The sequence below is a fragment of the Streptomyces olindensis genome (assembly GCF_040645895.1).
Classification (GTDB): Bacteria; Actinomycetota; Actinomycetes; order Streptomycetales; family Streptomycetaceae; genus Streptomyces; species Streptomyces olindensis.
Map to the genome: position 1 here is coordinate 116,117 of NZ_JBEYZD010000004.1, position 20,947 is coordinate 137,063.

At 70.3% G+C, this 20,947-nt stretch carries 17 protein-coding genes; 6 read left to right on the forward strand and 11 right to left on the reverse strand.

Features of this window, described 5'->3' with window-relative positions; translation table 11 throughout:
- Nucleotides 1-124: 124 nt before the first annotated feature.
- Together ABZ948_RS03610 and ABZ948_RS03615 are read left to right on the forward strand one after the other, a co-directional pair.
- Nucleotides 125-1,198 (forward strand): type I phosphomannose isomerase catalytic subunit, encoded by a 1,074-nt coding sequence (locus ABZ948_RS03610; RefSeq protein WP_359756873.1) that lies wholly within the window; start codon nt 125-127, stop codon nt 1,196-1,198.
- Between the two features lie 128 nt (nt 1,199-1,326).
- On the forward strand, nt 1,327-1,977 hold the full coding sequence (locus tag ABZ948_RS03615; protein ID WP_359756875.1) for a hypothetical protein: 651 nt from the start codon (nt 1,327-1,329) through the stop codon (nt 1,975-1,977).
- A gap of 4 nt (nt 1,978-1,981) precedes the next feature.
- Here ABZ948_RS03615 and ABZ948_RS03620 read toward each other — a convergent pair whose 3' ends face one another.
- The 5 genes from ABZ948_RS03620 to ABZ948_RS03640 all read right to left on the reverse strand — a co-directional run bounded on the left by ABZ948_RS03620 (nt 1,982) and on the right by ABZ948_RS03640 (nt 6,747).
- Entirely contained in the window at nt 1,982-2,536 is a 555-nt protein-coding gene (locus ABZ948_RS03620) for a DUF488 domain-containing protein (protein ID WP_359756876.1), read from the reverse strand.
- Between the two features lie 95 nt (nt 2,537-2,631).
- Nucleotides 2,632-3,654, reverse strand: a complete 1,023-nt coding sequence (locus ABZ948_RS03625; RefSeq protein WP_359756877.1) for a LacI family DNA-binding transcriptional regulator — start codon at nt 3,652-3,654, stop codon at nt 2,632-2,634.
- 78 nt (nt 3,655-3,732) lie between these two features.
- Nucleotides 3,733-4,569, reverse strand: a complete 837-nt coding sequence (locus ABZ948_RS03630; RefSeq protein ID WP_359756878.1) for an ATP-binding cassette domain-containing protein — start codon at nt 4,567-4,569, stop codon at nt 3,733-3,735.
- Nucleotides 4,566-5,579 carry an ABC transporter permease gene (locus ABZ948_RS03635; RefSeq protein WP_359756880.1) on the reverse strand — a complete coding sequence of 338 codons (1,014 nt, stop codon included), beginning with the start codon at nt 5,577-5,579 and terminating at the stop codon, nt 4,566-4,568. The genes ABZ948_RS03630 and ABZ948_RS03635 overlap by 4 nt, the downstream gene beginning before the upstream one ends.
- Before the next feature lie 133 nt (nt 5,580-5,712).
- Complete coding sequence (locus ABZ948_RS03640) at nt 5,713-6,747, reverse strand: sugar ABC transporter substrate-binding protein (RefSeq protein ID WP_359756882.1); 1,035 nt, start codon at nt 6,745-6,747, stop codon at nt 5,713-5,715.
- 250 nt (nt 6,748-6,997) lie between these two features.
- Between ABZ948_RS03640 and ABZ948_RS03645 the strand changes: the two genes are divergently transcribed.
- Nucleotides 6,998-7,960 (forward strand): carbohydrate kinase family protein, encoded by a 963-nt coding sequence (locus ABZ948_RS03645; protein ID WP_359756884.1) that lies wholly within the window; start codon nt 6,998-7,000, stop codon nt 7,958-7,960.
- 114 nt (nt 7,961-8,074) lie between these two features.
- Complete coding sequence (locus ABZ948_RS03650; protein ID WP_359756886.1) at nt 8,075-8,380, forward strand: putative quinol monooxygenase; 306 nt, start codon at nt 8,075-8,077, stop codon at nt 8,378-8,380.
- 90 nt (nt 8,381-8,470) lie between these two features.
- Here ABZ948_RS03650 and ABZ948_RS03655 read toward each other — a convergent pair whose 3' ends face one another.
- From ABZ948_RS03655 to ABZ948_RS03665, 3 genes are all read right to left on the reverse strand, one after another.
- Entirely contained in the window at nt 8,471-11,029 is a 2,559-nt protein-coding gene (locus ABZ948_RS03655; protein ID WP_359756887.1) for a GH32 C-terminal domain-containing protein, read from the reverse strand.
- Between the two features lie 369 nt (nt 11,030-11,398).
- A complete protein-coding gene (locus tag ABZ948_RS03660) occupies nt 11,399-12,928 on the reverse strand; it encodes a helix-turn-helix domain-containing protein (RefSeq protein WP_359756889.1) in 1,530 nt (509 codons plus the stop codon).
- A 64-nt stretch (nt 12,929-12,992) separates the two neighbouring features.
- Nucleotides 12,993-13,193 carry a DUF4236 domain-containing protein gene (locus ABZ948_RS03665; RefSeq protein WP_078650671.1) on the reverse strand — a complete coding sequence of 67 codons (201 nt, stop codon included), beginning with the start codon at nt 13,191-13,193 and terminating at the stop codon, nt 12,993-12,995.
- A gap of 220 nt (nt 13,194-13,413) precedes the next feature.
- Here ABZ948_RS03665 and ABZ948_RS03670 point away from each other — a divergent pair, with 220 nt between their 5' ends.
- A complete protein-coding gene (locus tag ABZ948_RS03670; protein WP_359756890.1) occupies nt 13,414-14,304 on the forward strand; it encodes an aminoglycoside phosphotransferase family protein in 891 nt (296 codons plus the stop codon).
- 213 nt (nt 14,305-14,517) lie between these two features.
- Nucleotides 14,518-17,235 (forward strand): aconitate hydratase AcnA, encoded by a 2,718-nt coding sequence (gene acnA, locus ABZ948_RS03675; RefSeq protein ID WP_359756891.1) that lies wholly within the window; start codon nt 14,518-14,520, stop codon nt 17,233-17,235.
- Between the two features lie 220 nt (nt 17,236-17,455).
- Here the strand turns inward: acnA and ABZ948_RS03680 are convergent, their stop codons facing one another.
- The 3 genes from ABZ948_RS03680 to ABZ948_RS03690 form a co-directional block, all read right to left on the reverse strand.
- Nucleotides 17,456-18,811 carry an ABC transporter substrate-binding protein gene (locus tag ABZ948_RS03680; RefSeq protein WP_359756893.1) on the reverse strand — a complete coding sequence of 452 codons (1,356 nt, stop codon included), beginning with the start codon at nt 18,809-18,811 and terminating at the stop codon, nt 17,456-17,458.
- Nucleotides 18,812-18,889: 78 nt separating this feature from the next.
- Nucleotides 18,890-20,167 carry a sugar ABC transporter permease gene (locus ABZ948_RS03685; protein ID WP_359756895.1) on the reverse strand — a complete coding sequence of 426 codons (1,278 nt, stop codon included), beginning with the start codon at nt 20,165-20,167 and terminating at the stop codon, nt 18,890-18,892.
- Complete coding sequence (locus ABZ948_RS03690; protein WP_359756897.1) at nt 20,158-20,937, reverse strand: ATP-binding cassette domain-containing protein; 780 nt, start codon at nt 20,935-20,937, stop codon at nt 20,158-20,160. The genes ABZ948_RS03685 and ABZ948_RS03690 overlap by 10 nt, the downstream gene beginning before the upstream one ends.
- Nucleotides 20,938-20,947 lie beyond the last annotated feature (10 nt).

Consider the following 20,947-nt stretch of genomic DNA (forward strand, 5'->3'; position numbering starts at 1 on the left):
CGTTACTCACAGTCTCCCCAGAGCCTCCATCAGCCGCACGCATGCGCCTCCCGTCCCAGGGGTACCCCGGGGAACCGGCACCGAGGACCCGGCGCCACTGATCCGGCCCCGGACGAGGAGGGACGTGGACTGGCACCCGCTGCGGCTCACCACCCCCGTGAAGCAGCACGTCTTCGGCGGGCGGGCCATCGCCGAGCGGCTGGGCCGCACCGGCCTGCCCGACGGCCCCGTCGCCGAGACCTGGGAGGTGAGCGACGTCGACGGCGACGCCTCGACCGTCCTCGACGGCCCCCTGGCCGGGCGCACCCTCCGGCAGATCATGGCGGAGCACCCCGAGGACCTGCTGGGGCCCGGCCTCACCCCCGGCCCCCGTTTCCCGCTCCTCACCAAGTTCATCGACGGCCACGGCCCGCTCCCGGTCCACCTGCACGCCGACGACCCCACCGCCCGGCGCCTGGAGGGCGAACCCCACGGCAAGACCGAGGCCTGGCACGTCCTGGACGCCGCCCCGGGAGCCACCGCCCTGGTGGGCGTCCGCCCCGGCGTCGACCGCGCCGGCCTGCACCGCGCGCTGCTCGCACAGGACTTCGACGCCGTCATGCGCCGCCTGCCGGTCCGGGCGGGCGAGACCGTCTACGTCCCCGGCGGCACCCTGCACAGCTTCGGTCCCGGCACCCTCGTCTACGAGATCGAGCAGACCTCCGACATCCAGCAGCACGCCATGCGCAGCCACATGGAGGACGGCTCGCCGGTCCCCGACGCGGAGTGGCACGCGAACCTGGCGAGCCTTCTCGACGAGTGGCGCCCCGAGCACCGCCCCGAGTTCCACCCGGGCCTGAGCGTCGGCGTCGACGACGGGGTACGGCGCACGGTCCTGAGCGCGGGCCCCTACTTCGCCCTGGAACGCTGGACGGCCGGCACCACGGCTCCTCTGGCGTACACCTTCTCCACGGCGCGGATCCTCACCAACGCGGGCGCCCCCGTGACCGTCACCTGCGGACCCTGGACCGGCCGCCTGGACCGCGCCCGCACCCTCCTCCTGCCCGCCGCCCTCGGCGAGGTCCGGGTCCAGGGCCCCGCCGACCTCCTGATCGGCTACGTCCCCGACCTGGACCGGGACATCCGCGCGCCGCTGCTGGCCGCGGGGCACGGCCCGGCCGCGATCGCCGCCCTCGGGGAGGGCCTCGACCCCCTGTAGCCGGCCGGTGACATTCGGGACGGATCCGTAGCAGGCGCACAGGGCAACGCATACGGGCGGTGACGGGTCGTACGACGTGCAGAGACCGAAACCGCGCCGACCCGCGCGTCGATCAGGGGGAAAACACCATGCACGCTCGTGCCCGAAGCACCCGAAGCACCCGAAGCACCCGAGGCATCCGTGCCACCGTCGCCGCGCTGGCCGCCGCGGCCGGTGTCGCCGCGTTCGCCGTCCCGGCCGCCGCCGCGACCACCGCGCCGGCCTCCGCCGAACCCCGGTTCCTGGAGCCGGCCGACCTGCCGCCGCACCCGGCCTCGTCCTGGTACGGCGGCCCCGTCACCGCCGGTCAGCCCGACCCGCTGCCCGTCTGCGTGGGCGAGGCGCTGCCGTCCATCGCCACGCACCGCTCGTACGGGACCGAGTTCGACACCAGCGCCCAGCAGATCACCGTCGTGGAGCGCAGCGAACGCCGGGCCGAGGAGTTCGCGGCCCTGCTCCGCCGCGACCTCGCCGGCTGCGCGAAGAAGCTCATGCAGAAGGACCCCGACCTGACGGCCACGGGGAAGCACTACGGCCGGCTGAACGTCGAGGAGGGCGCCCACGTCTACGGCCTCCACACCGACTCGGCGTGGGGCTCCTCCGACATCAACCTGTTCTCGGTCGGCCGTGACGGCACGACCGTGACGATCGTCCGGTGGAGCCAGATGGGCACCTTCCAGCACGCCCAGGTGGCCGACTTCAAGAAGACGACCGTGACGGCCGTGAACCGGCTGTACTGAGCCCTCAGCCGCCGTCCGGCCCGGTGCCGCCGCCGAGGTCGTCGTACACGAGGAGCCCGTCCTCCCGCAGGCGCGCGCCGGGCGTCGGCGTATGGGCGGCGAGACGCCCGTCGGGCATGAGGTGCCGAGCCGGTACGCCGCGGGCGAGCACCGCGAAGTCGGCGATCAGACGCCGGTGACAGCGCCACCAGACCGCCTCGCTGCACATCACGGCCGTACGGGCGTCCGCGGCCTCCCGCAGCAGGCGGTCCATCGCGGCGACGAAGCCGGGGGAGCGGGTGTGGGCGGCGTAGCCGCGGAAGGAGGCGTTGCGCCAGACGACGTCCGGGCTGTCCGGGGGCGGGGTGCGGAACCCGCCGAGGGCGGGCTCCCACCGGTAGGCGATGCCGCCGCCCGGCAGCCACTCGGCGAGCCGCCGCCGCGCCAGATCGGGGTCGCGGCGGCTGCCGGGAGCGGTGCGCACGTCGACGACGGCCGCGACACCGGCGTGCCGCAGCATCTCGACGATCCGCTCCCGGCCGGCGGTACTGTGCCCGAAGGTCAGCAGAAGCGCGTCCACAATGCCGGACTTTCCCGTTCCGGCGGACACACACCTGCACCCCCGACCGTCCTGGCCGGACCAAGACGATGCGCCGTCCGGCGGCGCCGCGCCTCCTACGGCCTGGGCCCGGGGCGCTCCCCCGAGCCCCGGACGATCAGCCGGGTGGGAACGGTGATGGTGCGGGCCCGGGAGCGGTCGCCGTCGAGCCGGGCCAGGGCGGTGGCAGCGGCGCTGCGGCCGATTTCCTCGGGGTCCTGGGCGACAACGGTCAGGGCCGGTTCCAGAGCCTCGGCGAGCGATACGTCGTCGAAGGCGACGACGGCCACGTCCTTGCGCTTGCTGCGGGCGAGTTCGACGACTATGCCGAGCGCCATGATGTTGTTGCCGGCGAACAACGCCGTGGGGGGATCGGCCAGTTCGAGGAGTCGCGAGGTCGCGGCCTCGGCCCCCTGCTGGTCGTGGGCGTCGGCGACGAGCGAGCGGTCGTAGGGGATGTCGGCTTCTCGCAGGGCCGCGCGGTATCCGGCGAGGCGTTCGCGGCGGGTGTACAGCTTGACGGGGAGGTCGCCGACGAATCCGATCCGGCGGTGCCCGTGGGCGACCAGGTGGGTGACACCGTCCTGGGCCCCCGTGCGGTTGGAGCTGACGATGCTGTCCGTGGGCAGGCCGGCGCCCGGCCGGTCGAGGAAGACGATGGGCAGCCCCGCCGTACGGTGGGCCTTGAGGTGGGAGTGGTGAGATCCGACGGAGGGCACGACGATCAGGATGCTGACGCGCCGGGCGAGGAATTCGGCTGTCAGGGCGCGTTCGCGGTCGGGGTCGTCCGCGGACGAGCCCATGAGCAGCATCAGTCCGCGTTCGCGGACGCCGTCCTCGATGCCCCGTGCCACGGCTGCGAAGAAGGGGTTGCCGAGATCGGGCACGACCAGCCCGACGGTGGTGTCCGGGCCGCCGACACGCATGTTGCGTGCCATGAGGTTCGGCTGGAAGCCCAGCTTGGCCACCGCGGCGAGTACCTGTTCCCTGGTCTGCGCCGAGACGGGCCCGTCTTCGTTGAGGACGCGCGAGACGGTCTTGGCGCTGACGCCGACCTCTCGCGCGACGTCGGCCAGTGTGGGGCGGCGGTTCGCTGCCATGGGAGGAAGCCGTCTCCTCAAGGCTCTCCGTTCCGGCCGCGGCCTTCGGCCGGAAACAGTGAGAGCGGTGTTGTGCTGTCAGGTGGCCTGTACTCCGGCGGCCTTCGCGGCCTCCGAATCCGCTACGACAGTAGCTCCCGCCGCGTCGACGGTGAGCGCGCCGGTCATGATGGCGACGACCTCCGCCATGGAGTAGTCGGACGGCTTGATCACGGCGGCACGCCGGCCCAGCCGGTGGACGTGGATCCGGTCGGCGATCTCGAAGACGTGCGGCATGTTGTGGCTGATCAGCACGACCGGCATGCCCCTGTCACGGACCCGGCGGATGAGGTCCAGCACCTGACCGGACTCCTTGACGCCGAGCGCGGCGGTGGGTTCGTCCATGACGACCACACTGCGCGCCCAGGCCACCGACCGGGCGACCGCCACGGCCTGCCGCTGCCCGCCCGAGAGCGTCTCGACCGACTGCGTCAGCGAGCGCAGACCGATCTTCAAATCCGCCATGTGCTCGGCGGCCTCCTGACGCATCCGCTTCTTGTCCAGCATGCGGAAGACACTGCCGAGCACCCCGGGCCGACGCAGTTCGCGGCCCAGGAACATGTTGGAGGCGATGTCCATGGAGGCGGCGACGGCGAGGTCCTGATACACCGTCTCGATCCCATGGGCGCGGGCGCTCTGGGGACCGGAGAAGGTGATGGGCTGCCCGTTGAGCCGGATCTCGCCCGCGTCGGGGACCAGCGCGCCGGTGAGGGCCTTGATCAGGCTGGTCTTGCCGGCGCCGTTGTCGCCGATGACGGCGAGCACCTCGCCGGGCATGAGGTCGAAGTCGGCGCCGTCGATGGCCGTGACGTGGCCGTATCGCTTGATCAGGCCGCGGGCCTGCAGGACAGGGGTGGGGGAGCCGGTGGCGGTCATCGGGCCTTCTTCCGGGAGATCTGGTCGACGGTCACCGCGAGGATCACCAGGACGCCGGTGATGAGGGTCTGGTAGATGGAGGCGACCCCCATCAGTTGCAGGCCGTTGCGGAAGACGCCGACGATGAGGACGCCGATGAACGTGCCGAGGACCGATCCGCGTCCGCCGAAGAGGCTGGTGCCGCCGAGGACCACGGCGGTGATGCTGTCGAGGTTGTCGGTCTGCCCCGCCTGCGGATCGCCCACCCCGGTACGGGAGATGAGCAGGAGAGCGGCGATGCCGTACAGCAGTCCCGCCACGGTGTAGACGCCGATGGTCAGTCGCGAGGTGCGGATGCCGTTCAGCCGCGCCGCCTCCGGGCTGTTGCCCAGCGCGTAGACGTGCCGGCCCCAGCCGGTGCTGCTCAGCGCGTAGGCGAGGAGGAGGAACAGGGCGATGGTGACCAGGGAGCCGTAGGTGACGTCGGTGTAGCCGAGCGGGAAGGTCTGCCCGAGCGCGGTCAGCGGACCGGGCAGATTGGTGACCGTCTGCTCCTCGGAGTAGATGTGGGTCAGCGCGAACGCCACGTTGAGCATGCCGAGGGTGACGATGAACGGCGGCAGCGGGATCTTCTGTACCAACGCCCCGTTGAGCAGGCCGAATCCACCACAGACGACCAGGCCCAGGGCGATGGCGACCAGCGGTGGCAGGCTGCCCTCGGCCGCCATCTTGGCGATCACGATGCTGCCGAAGGCCATCACGGCTCCGCAGGACAGGTCGATGCCCGCGGTGAGGATGATCAGGGTCTGTCCGATGGCGAGGGTGCCGACGACCATGACCTGCTGGATGATCAGTGAGAAGTTCCCGCCGGTGAGGAACTGGTCGGTGGACAGGGAGAAGAAGACGCAGGCCAGGAGGAGGGCGGCCAGAGGGCCCGTGGTCGGTGCCGTGAGCAGTCTGCGGGCCGTCGTCGGCGCTTTGAGCTCCGCGTACGGTGAGGATGTGCTCGGCGGTGTGGACGTGGCTGTCATGCGAAGTCCTTAGGACGGAGATCCCTTGTCGCCAGGACAAGGGAGGGAGCGGCCGTCCCCGCGGGTCGGGGAGGTGCCGGGCCGGCCGCCCCGCTGAGGGGAGTGGCTGTCTCGTACGGTCCTCAGGGCCGGCTCAGCCCCAGCAGTTCTCCAGGCCGTAGGCGGTGTCCTTCGAGGTGACCCCGTCCTGCGCCTTGTCGGTGATCAGGGTGACGCCGGTGTCGGTGTACCCGGACGCCTTCTTGCCGTCCTTGGCGTACGTCACCACGGCCTTGACGCCTTCGGCGGCCATCTTCAGCGGGTACTGCTGCGAGGTCGCGGCGATCTTGCCGTCCTTCACGGCCTGGGTGCCGGTGCAGCCGCCGTCGACGGAGACGATCAGGACGTCCTTCTCCCGGCCCTTGGCCTTGAGCGCGGTGTACGCGCCGAGCGCGGCGGGCTCGTTGATGGTGTAGACGACGTTGATGCCGGGCTCCTTCTGGAGGCAGTTCTCCATCGCCGTCTGGCCCTTGGCCTGGTCACCGGCGGTGTCCTGGGAGCAGACGATGGAGGGGTCGCCCTCCTCGACGCCGAAGCCCTTCAGGAAGCCGTTGTGCCGCTGGACGCCGACGGAGACGCCCGGCGCGAGGTCGAGGGTGGCTATCTTGGCCGACTTGCCCTTCATGGCGGCCTTGGCGTACTCGCCGATCAGCTCGCCCGCCTTGAGGTTGTCGGTGGCGAAGAGGGCGTCGACGGCGCTCTCCGGTTCGGTCGGGGTGTCCAGGGCGATGACCAGGACGCCCTTGGCCTTAGCCTTCTCGATCGCGGGCACGATCGCCTTGGAGTCGCTGGGAGTGATCAGGATGCCCTTCACACCGGCGGCGACCATGTTCTCGATGGCCGTGACCTGACCGGCGTTGTCGCCGTCGAACTTGCCGGCCGCGGTCATGAGCTTGACGCCCTCGGCCTTCGCCGACTTCTCCGCGCCCTCCTTCATCTTCACGAAGAACGGGTTGGTGTCGGTCTTGGTGATCAGACCTACCTTGACGTCGCCCGAACCGGCGCTGGCAGAACCCGATGCGGAACCGGCACCGGAACCGGGTCCGCAGGCCGTCAGAGCGAGGGTCACGACGCCCGTGGCCGCAGCGGCTCTGAGAAGGGAGGAGGACAGGTGAGCGGTGCGAGACATGATCACTCCTGAGGGATGACGAGCGGCACGGGGCCGGGAGTTCGGAGCATGCCGCCCCGAGGTGTCATCGCTGACTTATGTCATCGTTGACACTGCATGGCGAGGATGATGGACTCCGTGTCCGGGCAACGTCAATGCCTTGCGCCCGTCACAAATTGGCAACGCCCGGGACCGCCGCCCCCGCGCACTGGTCGGTGACTGTGTCACGAAGCGCCCGGTTTCCCCGTCCGTCCGGAGAGAAGAGCAGCCCATGAGCCCGCGCCAGATCACCGTGCTGGGAGAGTGCGTCGCGGACGCCTTCGCCGAATCCGCGACCGCCGCGAACGAACTCGCGCTGCGCGTGCTGCCGGGCGGGGGGCCCGCCAACACGGCGGTGGCCCTGGCCCGGCTGGGCACCCCGGCGCGCTTCCTCGCCCGCCTGTCCGGTGATGTGTTCGGCCGTCTCTTCCGGACCCACCTGGAGGCATCCGGCGTGGACCTGACGTACGCCGTGGCGGCGGCCGAGCCCAGCACGCTGGCTGTGGCGGAGCTGGATGCCCAGGGGCAGGCCGTGTTCTCCTTCCACGCCCAGAACACGGCCGACTGGCAGTGGGCTCCGGGGGAGCTGTCGCGGGTGGACCTGTCCGAGACGGCCTGTGTGCACACCGGGTCGCTCGCGCTGGTCCGCCGGCCCGGCGCGGCGGTGGTCGAGGAGTTCCTGGCGACTGCCGCGCCCCGGGCCACGATCAGCATCGATCCCAATGTCCGGCCGCTGCTGGTGAACCCCGGCGTCTACCGGGACCGGCTCGCGCACTGGTGCGGCCTCGCCGACATCCTGCGGCTGAGCGAAGACGACCTGGAGCTGCTTCTGCCGGGCACCCCGCCGGAGCAGGCGTGCGACCTCTGGCATGCCGCGGGGGTGCGGCTCGTCGTGATCACGCTCGGCGCCGACGGGGCCCTCGCCTCACTCGATGGTGAACGGCTGCGGGTGCCGGCGGTCGCGACGAGGGTGGTCGACACGGTGGGAGCGGGGGACTCCTTCACCGCCGGGCTGCTGCACCACCTCGCGGCACGCGGAGTCCTGGGCGGCCGGCTGGCCGGTCTTGGACTCGACGACGTGGCGGAAGCCTGCGGGTTCGCCGCCCGGGTCGCCGCCCTGACCTGCTCGGTCGTCGGCCCCAACCCGCCCTGGCGGGAGCAGTTGGCGCGGTCGGTGACCGCCGCCGACGCCTGACGGGACCGTACGCCGCCCGGCGCCTCGTCCCCACTCACCCGCATCCCCCCACCTGGCTCCACCCCCCGCATCCCCCACCTCAGTCCAACCACCCACGGACAAGGACACGGAACCATGACGAAGAAGACCCTGCTCGCCGAGTTCACCGCCCGAGAGGGAGCGGAACGCGAGGTCGCCCGCATGATCCAGGAGTACGCCCTGAAAGTGCGCGAAGAGGAAGGCAACCTGGCCTTCGACGTCTACACCAAGGCGGCCAGCCCGCGCGCCTTCTGGATCTTCGAGGTCTACCGGGACGAGGACGCCTTCAAGGCGCATCTGGCCGCCCCGTACGGCGCCCCGTTCAATGCCGCGCTCACCCCGCTGATCGAGGAGGACGCCTCCGTACTGACGTTTCTCGATCCGCTGGCCACGCAGCCGTGATGCGACCGACCGACGTGCAAGGGCCGGCCCCGCTCCGACGCGCCTGACCGGTGCGGCGGAGCGGGGCTCGGCGGCGGCCCCCGGAGGGCGTCACCGCCAGATGGACTTCAGCTGCCAGGCCTGCAGGTGGTCGAGGGTGGTGGTGCCGCCTTCGGCGAAGACCTCGACGCCGGTGCTGGAGGGGTCGGGGAAGATCTGGTCGGTGATCACGGCCTCGCCGTCGCCGCCGAAGACCTCGACGGACGACCAGTCCACGAGGACGCGCAGTTTGACCTTGCCGTCCTTGGCCTTCAGGGGAGCTGTCTGCACTCCGGGGAAGGTGCTGTTGAAGTCCCCGGCGCCGGAGCGGGTGCGGTCGACGTACAGCTCCTGGGTCGTGCTGTCGTAGCCGATGACGGTCTCCTCGCCGCCCGCGCCGGTGCGGACCTTCAGGCCCAGGCGGTCGGCGTCCCCGAGGGAGAAGGTCGCCTCGATGTCGAGTGCCTTGCCCTCGGCCCCGCGGCCGGTCAGGGACCTGGAGGTGTTCTCGACGGTGATGGCGGACGCGGTGGCCGGGCGGTTGCCCCGGAGGGACTCCAGGCTGCCCACCGGCTTGCTCGTCAGCCGGACCTGACCGTCGACGGTGCGCAGGGCCATCTCCCTCGGAACGCTCTGGGCGCCGCGCCAGGGGGAGGTGGGGATGGCGCCGCCATAGTCCCAGTTGTTCATCCAGCCGATCATGTACCGCCTGCCGCCCGGCGCGTTCTCCCAGGACACCGCCGCGTAGTAGTCCTTGCCGTAGTCGGCCCAGTCGGCGCGCTGCAGGACGGACTTGGCGGGCTTCTCGGCGGCGGTGAACCGGTCGGCCAGGACGTGGCCCCAGCCGCCGGTGTTCATGTCGACGACCTGGACGCGCGCCTTCTTGCCGATGTAAGGGCGCATGTCGAAGGACGCCCAGTCCAGGGTCTCGCTGTCGGCGCCGGTGGCGCTGCGGACGACCTGGCCGTCGACGATCAGGTTGACCGAAGTCTCCTGGGAGACGCGCTGGGCCTGTGTGTCGGACATGACGATGTGGTCGACGTTGAGGTGGCCCCAGCCGCCGGTGTTGTCGTCGACGATCTTGATCCGGGCCTTCTTGCCGGCGAGGTCGCTGACGTCCCAGGAGGCCCAGTTGAGCGCTTCGGTGTCCTTTCCGGTGGCGCTGCGGACGACCCGGCCGTCCACGACGAGTTCGACGACGGTGGGGGCGGGGGAGCCCGCGGGATGGTTGCCGCCGCCGATGAGGAAGTTGATGTGCTTCTTGTCGAGGGTGAACTCGGGCGAGGTGAGGGTGCCGGTGGTGGAGTCACCGTTCAGGAAGGTGTTGACCAGGCCGTTCCCCAGGAAGCCGGAAACACCCTGCTGGCCGGGGAGGGTGCCGGTGGCCGGAGCGGTGCCGAAGGCGTCCCCGGTCGCCGTCCAGTCGCCGTACGTTCCGCCTTCGAAGTCGGCGAGGACCGTGCCGTCGGGCGGAGTGCCGTTCAGAACGGTGCCGGCCTCGTGCGGATGCCGCCCGCCGCCGATCTTGAAGTTCAGGTAGGGGCTGTCCACGGTGAAGGCGGGGGAGGTGAGGGTGCCGGTGGTGCCGTCGCCTCCGTGGAAGCTGTTGGCGAGGCCCTTGCCCTCGAAGCCGGCGACGGCTCCCTGCCCGTCCACCGCCCCGGCTGCCGGTTCCTGGCCGAACGCGGTGCCGGTCGTCGTCCACTCACCGAAGTCGGTGCCCTCGAAGTCCTGCATCACCGTGCCGGTGGGCGGGGTGTAGGTGCCCTTGTCGTCGGCGGTGAACTTCTTGCCGTCGAAGTCGCCGACGAAGTACTGGGCGGCCGAACCGCCCGCGATGCCACCGGGGTTGATGTTGACGACCAGCACCCACTTGACGTTGTTCTTGTCGCCGTCGACCGCGAGGGGGAACAGATCCGGGCACTCCCACACGCCGCCTGTCGCACCGGCCGGCCCGAACTCGCTGAGCAGGTCCCAGTCCTTGAGGTTCTTCGACGAGTAGAACTGCACCTTGCGCTCGGCGGACAGCGACACGGTCATCAGCCAGCTCCTGGCCGGCGCGTACCACTGGACCTTGGGGTCGCGGAAGTCCTTGGAGCCGAGGTCGATGACCGGATTGCCCTGGTACTTGGTCCAGGTGCGTCCTCGGTCGGTGCTGTAGGCGAGCGACTGGGCCTGCTTGCCGCTGTCCTTGTAGGCGCTGGTGTAGATCGCCACCATGGGCGGGTTCTTCTTCGTGCCAAAACCGGTGGTGTTGTCCCAGTCGACGACCGCGCTGCCGGAGAACACCATCTCCTCGTCGTCGTGCGACAGGGCGAGCGGCAACTCGTCCCAGTGCACGAGGTCCTTGCTCACCGCGTGTCCCCAGGACATGTCGCCCCAGGAGTTGCCGTTGGGGTTGTACTGGTAGAACAGGTGGTATTCGCCCTTGTAGTAGACGAGGCCGTTGGGGTCGTTCATCCAGTTCTTCTGCGGAGTGAAGTGGAACTGGGGTCTGTAGGTCTCGGTGTGCGCCGGGGTGTCGGCGGCGACTGCCTGGGGGGCCGGCGGGGCTGCCGACAGGGCGCAGACGGTCGCCACCGCCGCCATCATCCGTATGCGGGCATGCCGGGATACGCGTGCAGAGCTCATGGTGTCTCCTAGTCCCGCGGCCCGTCGGCGCAGCACTGACTGCGGCCCGGCGCGGGCGGACCGAAAGTGACATCCCAGGCGGACGGCGACGTCCACGCCGCCGCCCTGGGGTGTCATCGTTGACTTGTGTCATCGATGACATCGGGTGCCCGATTATGAGGCGGAGCCCGGTCGGTGCGTCAATGGTCCGGACGCGATTGGTCTCGCCGTGGCGGGTCCGGACGGGCGAACTGGCAGGTCAGGGCGGAGACTTGGGTGGTGAACCGGCACCCGGGGGCTGGGCGCGGTGTAGGTCGGATCAAGCTGCCGCCGCACGCCGTCCAGACCCGCAGGCGTGCAGGTCGGGCGGCGTGCGGCAGCACCCGCCGGTCAGATGTCCCGGAACGTCTCGATCTGCGCCCCGATGGAGTTCAGCCGCTCCGCCAGGTCCTCGTAACCCCGGTTGATGACATACACGTTGCGCAGCACCGACGTGCCGTCGGCCGCCATCATCGCCAGCAGGACGACCACCGCGGGGCGCAGGGCCGGCGGGCACATCATCTCGGCGGCGCGCCAGCGGGTCGGGCCCTCCACCAGGACCCGGTGGGGGTCGAGGAGCTGGAGGCGGCCGCCGAGGCGGTTCAGGTCGGTGAGGTAGATCGCGCGGTTGTCGTAGACCCAGTCGTGGATGAGGGTCTTGCCCTGGGCGACGGCCGCGATGGCCGCGAAGAACGGGACGTTGTCGATGTTCAGGCCGGGGAACGGCATGGGGTGGATCTTGTCGATCGGCGCCTCCAGCTTGGAGGGCCGGACGGTGAGGTCCACCAGCCGCGTGCGGCCGTTGTCCGCGAAGTACTCGGGCGTGCGGTCGTGGTCGAGGCCCATCTCCTCCAGGACCGCCAGCTCGATCTCCAGGAACTCGATCGGCACCCGACGCACCGTCAGCTCCGACTCGGTGACCACCGCCGCCGCGACCAGGCTCATCGCCTCGACCGGGTCCTCGGAGGGGGAGTAGTCCACGTCGACGTCGATGGTCGGCACGCCGTGCACGGTGAGCGTGGTGGTGCCGATGCCATCGACCTTGACGCCGAGCGCCTCCAGGAAGAAACAGAGGTCCTGGACCATGTAGTTGGAGGAGGCGTTGCGGATGACCGTGATGCCGTCGTGCCGGGCGGCGGCGAGCAGCGCGTTCTCGGTGACCGTGTCGCCGCGCTCGGTCAGGACGATCGGGCGGTCGGGGCTGACCGAGCGGTCCACCTGGGCGTGGTACTGGCCCTCGGTGGCGGCGATGTCCAGGCCGAACCGGCGCAGCGCGATCATGTGCGGCTCGACGGTGCGCGTGCCGAGGTCGCAGCCGCCGGCGTAGGGCAGCTTGAAGTGGTCCATGCGGTGCAGCAGCGGGCCGAGGAACATGATGATCGAGCGGGTGCGGCGGGCCGCGTCCGCGTCGATCGCCGCGAGGTCCAGCTCGGCCGACGGCACGATCTCCAGGTCGACACCGTCGTTGATCCACCGGGTGCGCACGCCGATGGAGCCCAGCACCTCCAGGAGCCGGTACACCTCCTCGATGCGGGCGACGCGACGCAGCACCGTGCGCCCCTGGTTGAGCAGTGAGGCGCACAGCAGCGCCACGCACGCGTTCTTGCTCGTCTTCACGTCGATGGCACCGGACAGCCGGCGCCCGCCGACCACCCGCAGATGCATCGGACCGGCATAGCCGAGGGACACGATCTCGCTGTCGAGGGCCTCCCCGATGCGCGCGATCATCTCAAGGCTGATGTTCTGGTTGCCGCGCTCGATCCGGTTGACGGCGCTCTGGCTGGTACCGAGCGCCTCGGCCAGCTGCGACTGGGTCCAGCCCCGGTGCTGCCGGGCGTCGCGGATGAGCTTGCCGATGCGTACGAGGTAGTCGTCTGCCATGGGGTTGAGGTTATCTCAGATATGAGATGCCGCCCGACGGGGGGTCCGTTCGGGTGACGGGGTGTCAATGACGCCTGGCGGTACGCGTACGACGCCACCCGAAAGGTCCGGGCAAATCCATCGATGTCGTACGACGTCCCGTGCTGCTGCGGGTGTATCGCGGGCCGTTCTTTCCGCCGCCGGTGGTGATGGACCAGGAGCGCTTGTTGATGTTCAGCCGCACCCCCGGAAGGATCCGGAAACTCTTGCGGAACGTGAGCGGCATGCCTGCCTCCTCTCCGTCGTGCGTGGATATCTGGTTCGGATACCCGGGAGGCGGCGGCCGATGCTTCCGGGCATCAGTGCGGCAGGTCCCAGGGCAAAACTCAGTTGATCCGGAACCCGGCGCCTGAATACTGGCTGTCGTCTCAGATGATCTGGATCGCTTCCGCCGTTTCGGACTGGGCCGTCGGACTGGGCTAGTGGAAGGGCCTGCGAAATTGACCATGCACGATGACCAAGTGGACGTGACCACCGACATCGTTGCGGCCTTGATCCGGGAACAGTTCCCGCAGTGGAGCGGCATGCCGATCCGATTCCTGTCGTCGACGGGGACGGTCCACGCCATATTCCGCATCGGGGACGACCTCTCCGCGCGTTTCCCGCTGCGTCCGGCCGATGCCGCGGAGGCGCTGGCGGTCCTGGAACGGGAAGCCCGGGCGAGCGCGGAGCTGGCGCAGGTCTCCCGGTTCCCCGTGCCGGAACCCGTCGCCCTGGGAAAGCCCGGAGCGGGTTACCCCATGCCGTGGTCGGTCCAGACGTGGCTGCCGGGAACGGTCGCCTTCGACGCCGACCCGAGCGGTTCGGACGCCTTCGCCGAGGACCTCGCGGCCTTCATCGCGGCGCTGCGGCACGCCGAGACGCGGGGGCGGCGTTTCAGCGGCGACAACCGTGGCGGCGTTCTCGCTCACCACGACGACTGGATGGCGCAGTGCTTCGAGGAGAGCGAGGGGCTGCTCGACGTGCCCCGGCTGCGCCGGCTGTGGAGCCGGTTCCGGGAGCTGCCGCGCACGGCCGCCGACGTGATGAGCCACGGTGACCTGATTCCGGGCAACGTACTGGTCGCGGGAGGCCGGCTCAGCGGCGTACTCGACACCGGCGGCTTCGGCCCGGCCGACCCCGCGCTGGATCTGGTCAGCGCCTGGCACCTGTTGCAGCCGGGCCCGCGGGAGGTGCTCCGGCAGGCCCTGGCCTGCGACGATCTGGAGTGGGAGCGCGGCAAGGCCTGGGCCTTCGAGCAGGCGATGGGCCTCGTCTGGTACTACGCCGAGACCAATCCGGCGATGAGCGGTCTGGGGCGCCGGACACTCGACCGCATCCTGGAGTCGACGAAGTGATGCCGGTCCAAGACGGCGGACAACTGGGCGCCGGGGCATGACCAACCGCCGCGGGTGTACTAGAGTTATCTCGACATCGAGATATCTGCCGAGCAGCACCGCAGCCGCCACCCCGCTAAGGCTTACCTAACTTAGCCTTACCTTAGCGGATCGGTCGAGATGCCGTGGCGGCAGGATCGTGGTGGTACGCGCACATCAATGAAGGAGACTGTCGTGTCGGCGAACAGCTTCGACGCCCGCAGCACGCTGCAGGTGGGCGACGAGTCGTACGAGATCTTCCGGCTGGACAAGGTGGAGGGCTCGGCCCGCCTGCCGTACAGCCTCAAGGTCCTGCTGGAGAACCTGCTCCGCACCGAGGACGGCGCGAACATCACCGCCGACCACATCCGTGCCCTCGGCGGCTGGGACTCCCAGGCGCAGCCCAGCCAGGAGATCCAGTTCACGCCGGCCCGCGTGATCATGCAGGACTTCACCGGCGTCCCCTGCGTCGTGGACCTCGCGACCATGCGTGAGGCCGTCAAGGAGCTGGGCGGCGACCCGGCCAAGATCAACCCGCTGGCGCCGGCCGAGCTGGTCATCGACCACTCCGTCATCGCCGACAAGTTCGGCACGAACGACGCCTTCAAGCAGAACGTCGACCTGGAGTACGGCCGCAACAAGGAGCGCTACCAGTTCCTGCGCTGGGGCCAGACCGCCTTCGACGAGTTCAAGGTCGTCCCGCCCGGCACCGGCATCGTCCACCAGGTGAACATCGAGCACCTGGCCCGTGTCGTCATGGTCCGCGACGGCAAGGCGTACCCCGACACCCTGGTCGGCACCGACTCGCACACCACCATGGTCAACGGCCTCGGCGTCCTCGGCTGGGGCGTCGGCGGCATCGAGGCCGAGGCCGCCATGCTCGGCCAGCCGGTCTCCATGCTCATCCCGCGCGTCGTCGGCTTCAAGCTCACCGGCGAGCTCACGCCCGGCACCACCGCCACCGACCTGGTGCTCACCATCACCGAGATGCTCCGCAAGCACGGCGTCGTCGGCAAGTTCGTCGAGTTCTACGGCGAGGGCGTCGCCGCCACGAGCCTCGCCAACCGCGCCACCATCGGCAACATGTCGCCGGAGTTCGGCTCCACCGCCGCGATCTTCCCGATCGACGACGAAACGATCAACTACATGCGGCTCACCGGCCGCAGCGAGCAGCAGCTCGCGCTGGTCGAGGCGTACGCCAAGGAGCAGGGCCTCTGGCTGGACCCGAAGGCCGAGCCGGACTTCTCCGAGAAGCTGGAGCTCGACCTGTCGACGGTCGTCCCCTCCATCGCCGGCCCGAAGCGCCCGCAGGACCGCATCGTCCTCGCGAACGCCGCCGAGCAGTTCAAGCAGGACGTCCGCACGTACGTCAACGACGAGTACGAGGCCAGCAAGGAGTCCTTCCCGGGCTCCGACGCCCCGTCGACGATCCCGAACGGCGCCCCGTCCAACCCGGTCACCGTGACCGCCCCCGACGGCACCTCCTACGAGATCGACCACGGCGCGGTGACGGTCGCGGCCATCACCTCCTGCACCAACACCTCCAACCCGTACGTCATGGTCGCCGCCGCCCTGGTGGCCAAGAAGGCGGTGGAGAAGGGCCTGACCCGCAAGCCGTGGGTCAAGACCACCCTCGCCCCGGGCTCCAAGGTCGTCACCGACTACTTCGAGAAGGCGGGCCTGACCCCGTACCTCGACAAGGTCGGCTTCAACCTCGTCGGCTACGGCTGCACCACCTGCATCGGCAACTCCGGCCCGCTGCCGGAGGAGGTCTCCCAGGCCGTCAACGACCACGACCTCGCGGTCACCTCGGTCCTCTCCGGCAACCGGAACTTCGAGGGCCGCATCAACCCCGACGTCAAGATGAACTACCTGGCGTCCCCGCCGCTGGTCGTCGCGTACGCCATCGCGGGCTCCATGAAGGTGGACATCACCAAGGACGCCCTGGGCACCGACCAGGACGGCAACCCGGTCTTCCTGAAGGACATCTGGCCCTCCGAGGCCGAGGTCAACGACGTCGTCGCCAACGCCATCGGCGAGGACATGTTCTCCAAGTCCTACGCGGACGTCTTCGCGGGCGACGCCCAGTGGCAGGCCCTGCCTATCCCGACCGGCAACACCTTCGAGTGGGACGCCGAGTCGACCTACGTGCGCAAGCCCCCGTACTTCGAGGGCATGACGATGGAGACCACCCCGGTCTCCGACATCTCCGGCGCCCGGGTGCTCGCCAAGCTGGGCGACTCGGTCACCACGGACCACATCTCCCCGGCCGGTGCCATCAAGGCCGACACCCCGGCCGGCAAGTACCTCACGGAGCACGGCGTCGAGCGCCGCGACTTCAACAGCTACGGCTCGCGCCGCGGCAACCACGAGGTCATGATCCGCGGCACGTTCGCCAACATCCGCCTGCGCAACCAGATCGCGCCGGGCACCGAGGGCGGCTACACCCGCGACTTCACGCAGGACGGCGGCCCGGTCTCCTTCATCTACGACGCCTCGCAGAACTACCAGGCCGCCGGCATCCCGCTGGTCGTCCTGGCCGGCAAGGAGTACGGCTCCGGCTCGTCCCGCGACTGGGCCGCCAAGGGCACCGCGCTCCTCGGCGTCAAGGCCGTCATCGCCGAGTCGTACGAGCGCATCCACCGCTCGAACCTCATCGGCATGGGCGTCCTGCCGCTGCAGTTCCCGGAGGGCCAGTCCGCGGCGTCCCTCGGCCTGACCGGTGAGGAGACCTTCTCCATCTCCGGCGTCACCGAGCTCAACGACGGCACCACCCCGCGCACGGTGAAGGTCACCACCGACACCGGCGTCGAGTTCGACGCGGTCGTCCGCATCGACACCCCGGGTGAGGCGGACTACTACCGCAACGGCGGCATCATGCAGTACGTGCTGCGCAGCCTGATCCGCAAGTAAGCGGTCCGGCAGGGCAGTCACAGCAGTTCACGGCAGTTCGAGGGCCGCGTTCCCGGGTGACCGGGGGCGCGGCCCGCGCCGTTCCGGGCAGGTCATCGCCAGGGCTCAGGCAGAACACAGGGTTCCCCCAGCGGACGGGGATCCGGTCCCTGCCGGGGTGTGGGGGCTCACCGGGCGTCGGTGACGGGCGCTCGGCGGGGATGGTCGGGCCGGCGCGGGTTCACTCGCCGCGGTACTTCGCCGCCGCTGCCTGGGCGAGGTCCTGGGACTTGTCCAGGGCCGTGTCCACCGACTGATGGCCGGCGATGGCCGCGGCGATCTGCTGGGAGACCGCCGTGCCGAGCACGGCGAACTCGGGGATGCCCACGAAGCCGATGCCGGTGTAGGGGCGGGGCGCGACGCCGGGGTTCCTCGGGTCGGCGGAGTCCGTCGCCGCCGTGTACTCCTGCCGGTACCAGGCGGCCGCCGCCTGCTGGTACTCCGGGTTGGCGTAGAGCGACTTGCGGTTCCCGGCGGGCGCCGCCGTCCAGCCCAGCTCCTGGCCGACCTGCTCCTGGTACTCCTTGGAGGAGGCCCAGGAGATGAACTCCCAGGCGGCGTCCTTGTTTTCGGAGGCCTGCTGGATGCCCCACGCCCAGGTCCAGAGCCAGCCGGCCTTCTCGGTCCGGTCGTGCGGGGCCGGGACGTAGCCCACCTTGCCCTTGACCGCGGAACCGTCGGCCTCGACCGAAGAGGCCAGCGACGTGGCGTCGTACATCATGGCGCACTCGCCCGCGACGAAGCTGTCGAGGATCTCCAGCACGCCCATCCGCTCGGCGCCGGGCTGGCCGTGGGAGCGCAGCAGGTCGACGTAGAACGCGACGGCCCGCCTGAACTCCGGTGAGTCGAGGCGGGCGTTCCAGTCCATGTCGTACCAGGCGCCGCCGAAGGTGTTGACGACCGTGTTGATCGGGGCGAGGTTCTGCCCCCAGCCGGGCAGGCCGCGCAGGCAGATGCCGCTCGCGCCGTCGGTGCCGTCGACCCGGGCGGCGAGGTCGGCGACCTGCTGCCAGGTCGGGTTCGGCGGCATGGTCAGCCCGTCCTTGCGGAAGAGGTCCTTGCGGTACATCAGGAAGGAACCCTCGCCGTAGAAGGGCTCGGCGTAGAGCCTGCCGTCCTTCCCGGTCAGCGACGCCACCAGGTTGGGGAAGACGTCGCCCTGGTCGAAGTCCTCGTCCGCCTTCACATAGGAGTCCAGCGGGGCGAGCCAGCCCTGGTCCGAGTAGATCGGCACCTCGTACGCGCTGAGGCTCGCCACGTCGTAGTTCCCCGCCTGGGTCGCGAACTCGCGGTTCATCCGCTCCCGCGCCTCGTTCTCCGGCAGCAGCGTGTAGTCGACGGTGATGCCCGTCTCCGCCGTGAAGTGCTCCTTGGTGAGCTTCTTCAGGTTCTGCATCTGGGACGCGTCCATCGCGAGCACGCGGAGATCGGCCCGCTCCTCGCCACCGGGCGGATCGGTGTCACCGCACCCGGCGAGGGCCAGGCCCGCGGCGACCGTGGCGGCCACGGCCACCCTGACGAGGCGGCTCGGTTTCATGACACTCCGGCCCCTACCCACCTTTGCCATTTCTTAGGCATATCGGGAAAAAGGGGCAGAGCGGTGGGCGAGCGCGGCTCAGGGGCGGCCGCGCCGGGTCTCCACCCGTCTGGAGAGCGCGTCGGCCGCGACCGCGGCCAGCAGCACCCCACCCGTGATCATGAACTGCACGGCGTCCTCCACCCCGAGCAGGCCCATGCCGGAGGCGATCGACTGGATGACCAGCACCCCGAGCAGCACGGACCAGGGCGAACCCCGCCCGCCGAACAGACTCGTCCCGCCGATGACGGCCGCCGCGATCGCGTTGATCAGCAGCATCCCGGAACCGGCGGCACGGGCCGTCGTGGGGCTCGCCGAGGTCAGCCCCGAGGCCACGAACAGCCCGCCGACCGCCGCCAGTGTCCCCGACACCATGAACATCGCCACCCGCACCCGCTCCACCCCGATGCCCGCCCGCCGCGCCGCCTCGACCCCGCCGCCGAGCGCGTACACCCGCCGCCCGTAGCGGGTGCGGCGCAGCACGTAGTCCGAGACGACCAGGACCACCAGGAAGATCAGCAGCGCGAGCGGCAGCCCCTGGAACCGGTTCAGGGTGTGCGCCGCGGCGAAGGAGACGACCGCGAGGAGAGCGGTGCGCAGCCAGATCTCGCCCATCGGCCGGTACGGCATCCCGGCCGCCCGGTGACGGCTGCGCCGGCGGCGTACGGTCAGCAGGTACCCGGCCGTGCCCACCGCCGCGACCGCGTACGCCGCCACGTCGGCATCGAAGTGCCGGCTGGTCAGGGACGCGACCAGGCCCTCCTCGTCGATGTTGATCGTGCCGCTCGCGCCCAGCAGGTAGAGCGTCAGGCCGTTCCACACCAGCAGGCCCGCGAGCGTCACCACGAACGCGGGCACGCCGAGCCAGGCGAAGAAGAACCCGTGGAAGGCGCCCACGGCCGTCCCCGCGACGACCGCCACGATCACCGCGAGCCACTCCGGCACCCCGTGGTTCACGTTCAGCACGGCGAACGCCGCCCCCGCCAGTCCGCTCACGGAACCGACCGACAGGTCGATCTCCCGGATCAGCAGCACGAACACGATCCCGACGGCGACCAGCCCGGTCCCGACGATGTCCACGCCGAGGTTGGACAGGTTGCGCGGCGAGAGGAACTTGTCGTCCAGCGCCTGGAACACGACGCAGATCACGATCAGCCCCGCGACGACCAGCAGCGGCCCCCGCTCGCCGTCCCGGACGCTGCCGCGCACCTCCAGCGCGTACTCCCGCAGGTTCTCCTGCCAGGCCCGGGCGCGCGGTGTCCGGCCGGTCGCGACCGGTGCGCCGTCCCCGTGCGGCCCGCCGCCGCTCACGGCCACGCCTCCTCGTCGCCCCGCGTGCGATGGGCCACGGCGTTGTCCGCGGCGCCCGTGACGGAGGAGATGATCTGCTCCTGCGTCACCGTGCTCACGTCGAACAGGCCGTTGTTGCGGCCCAGCCGCAGCACCGCGACCCGGTCCGCGACCGCCTTGATGTCGCCCATGTTGTGACTGATGAGGATGATGCCCATGCCCCGGTCGCGGACGTGCTCGATGAGGTCGAGCAGATGGCTGGTCTGCTCCACGCCCAGGGCGGCGGTGGGCTCGTCGAGGAGCAGGACCTTGGGCGAGCCCATGAGCGAGCGCGAGATCGCGACGGCCTGCCGCTGGCCGGCGGAGAGCGCCGCGACCGGCATGCGCACGTCGGGAATGCGGATCGACAGGGCCCGCATCAGATCGCGGGCCCGGCGCTCCATCTCCACCTCGTCGAGGATGCCCACCCGGTCGATCTCCCGGCCGAGGAAGAGATTGCCGACGACGTCCAGGTTGTCGCACATCGCGAGGTCCTGGTAGACGGTCGCGATGCCCAGGGTGTGGGCGTCGTGCGGGCGTTTGATCTGCACGAGCCGCCCCTCCCACTCGATGACGCCCCGGTCGGCGGGGCTGACACCGGAGATCACCTTGACGAGCGTGGACTTGCCGGCGCCGTTGTCGCCCGCCAGGGCCACCACCTCGCCGGCCCGGACCTGGAGGTCCACGTCCACGAGCGCCTGGACGCCCCCGAACCGCTTGGTGATGCCGCGCAACGCCAGCACCGGCGGATGGGCCACGGGGACCACC

Coding starts and splice junctions, on each gene's coding strand:
- ABZ948_RS03650 (WP_359756886.1), top strand. CDS start 8,075: ATGACGAAGAAGACCCTGCTCGCCGAGTTCACCGCCCGAGAGGGAGCG.
- ABZ948_RS03645 (WP_359756884.1), top strand. CDS start 6,998: ATGAGCCCGCGCCAGATCACCGTGCTGGGAGAGTGCGTCGCGGACGCC.
- ABZ948_RS03670 (WP_359756890.1), top strand. CDS start 13,414: ATGCACGATGACCAAGTGGACGTGACCACCGACATCGTTGCGGCCTTG.
- ABZ948_RS03625 (WP_359756877.1), bottom strand. CDS start 3,654: ATGGCAGCGAACCGCCGCCCCACACTGGCCGACGTCGCGCGAGAGGTC.
- ABZ948_RS03635 (WP_359756880.1), bottom strand. CDS start 5,579: ATGACAGCCACGTCCACACCGCCGAGCACATCCTCACCGTACGCGGAG.
- ABZ948_RS03660 (WP_359756889.1), bottom strand. CDS start 12,928: ATGGCAGACGACTACCTCGTACGCATCGGCAAGCTCATCCGCGACGCC.
- ABZ948_RS03615 (WP_359756875.1), top strand. CDS start 1,327: ATGCACGCTCGTGCCCGAAGCACCCGAAGCACCCGAAGCACCCGAGGC.
- ABZ948_RS03655 (WP_359756887.1), bottom strand. CDS start 11,029: ATGAGCTCTGCACGCGTATCCCGGCATGCCCGCATACGGATGATGGCG.
- ABZ948_RS03665 (WP_078650671.1), bottom strand. CDS start 13,193: ATGCCGCTCACGTTCCGCAAGAGTTTCCGGATCCTTCCGGGGGTGCGG.
- ABZ948_RS03630 (WP_359756878.1), bottom strand. CDS start 4,569: ATGACCGCCACCGGCTCCCCCACCCCTGTCCTGCAGGCCCGCGGCCTG.
- ABZ948_RS03680 (WP_359756893.1), bottom strand. CDS start 18,811: ATGAAACCGAGCCGCCTCGTCAGGGTGGCCGTGGCCGCCACGGTCGCC.
- ABZ948_RS03640 (WP_359756882.1), bottom strand. CDS start 6,747: ATGTCTCGCACCGCTCACCTGTCCTCCTCCCTTCTCAGAGCCGCTGCG.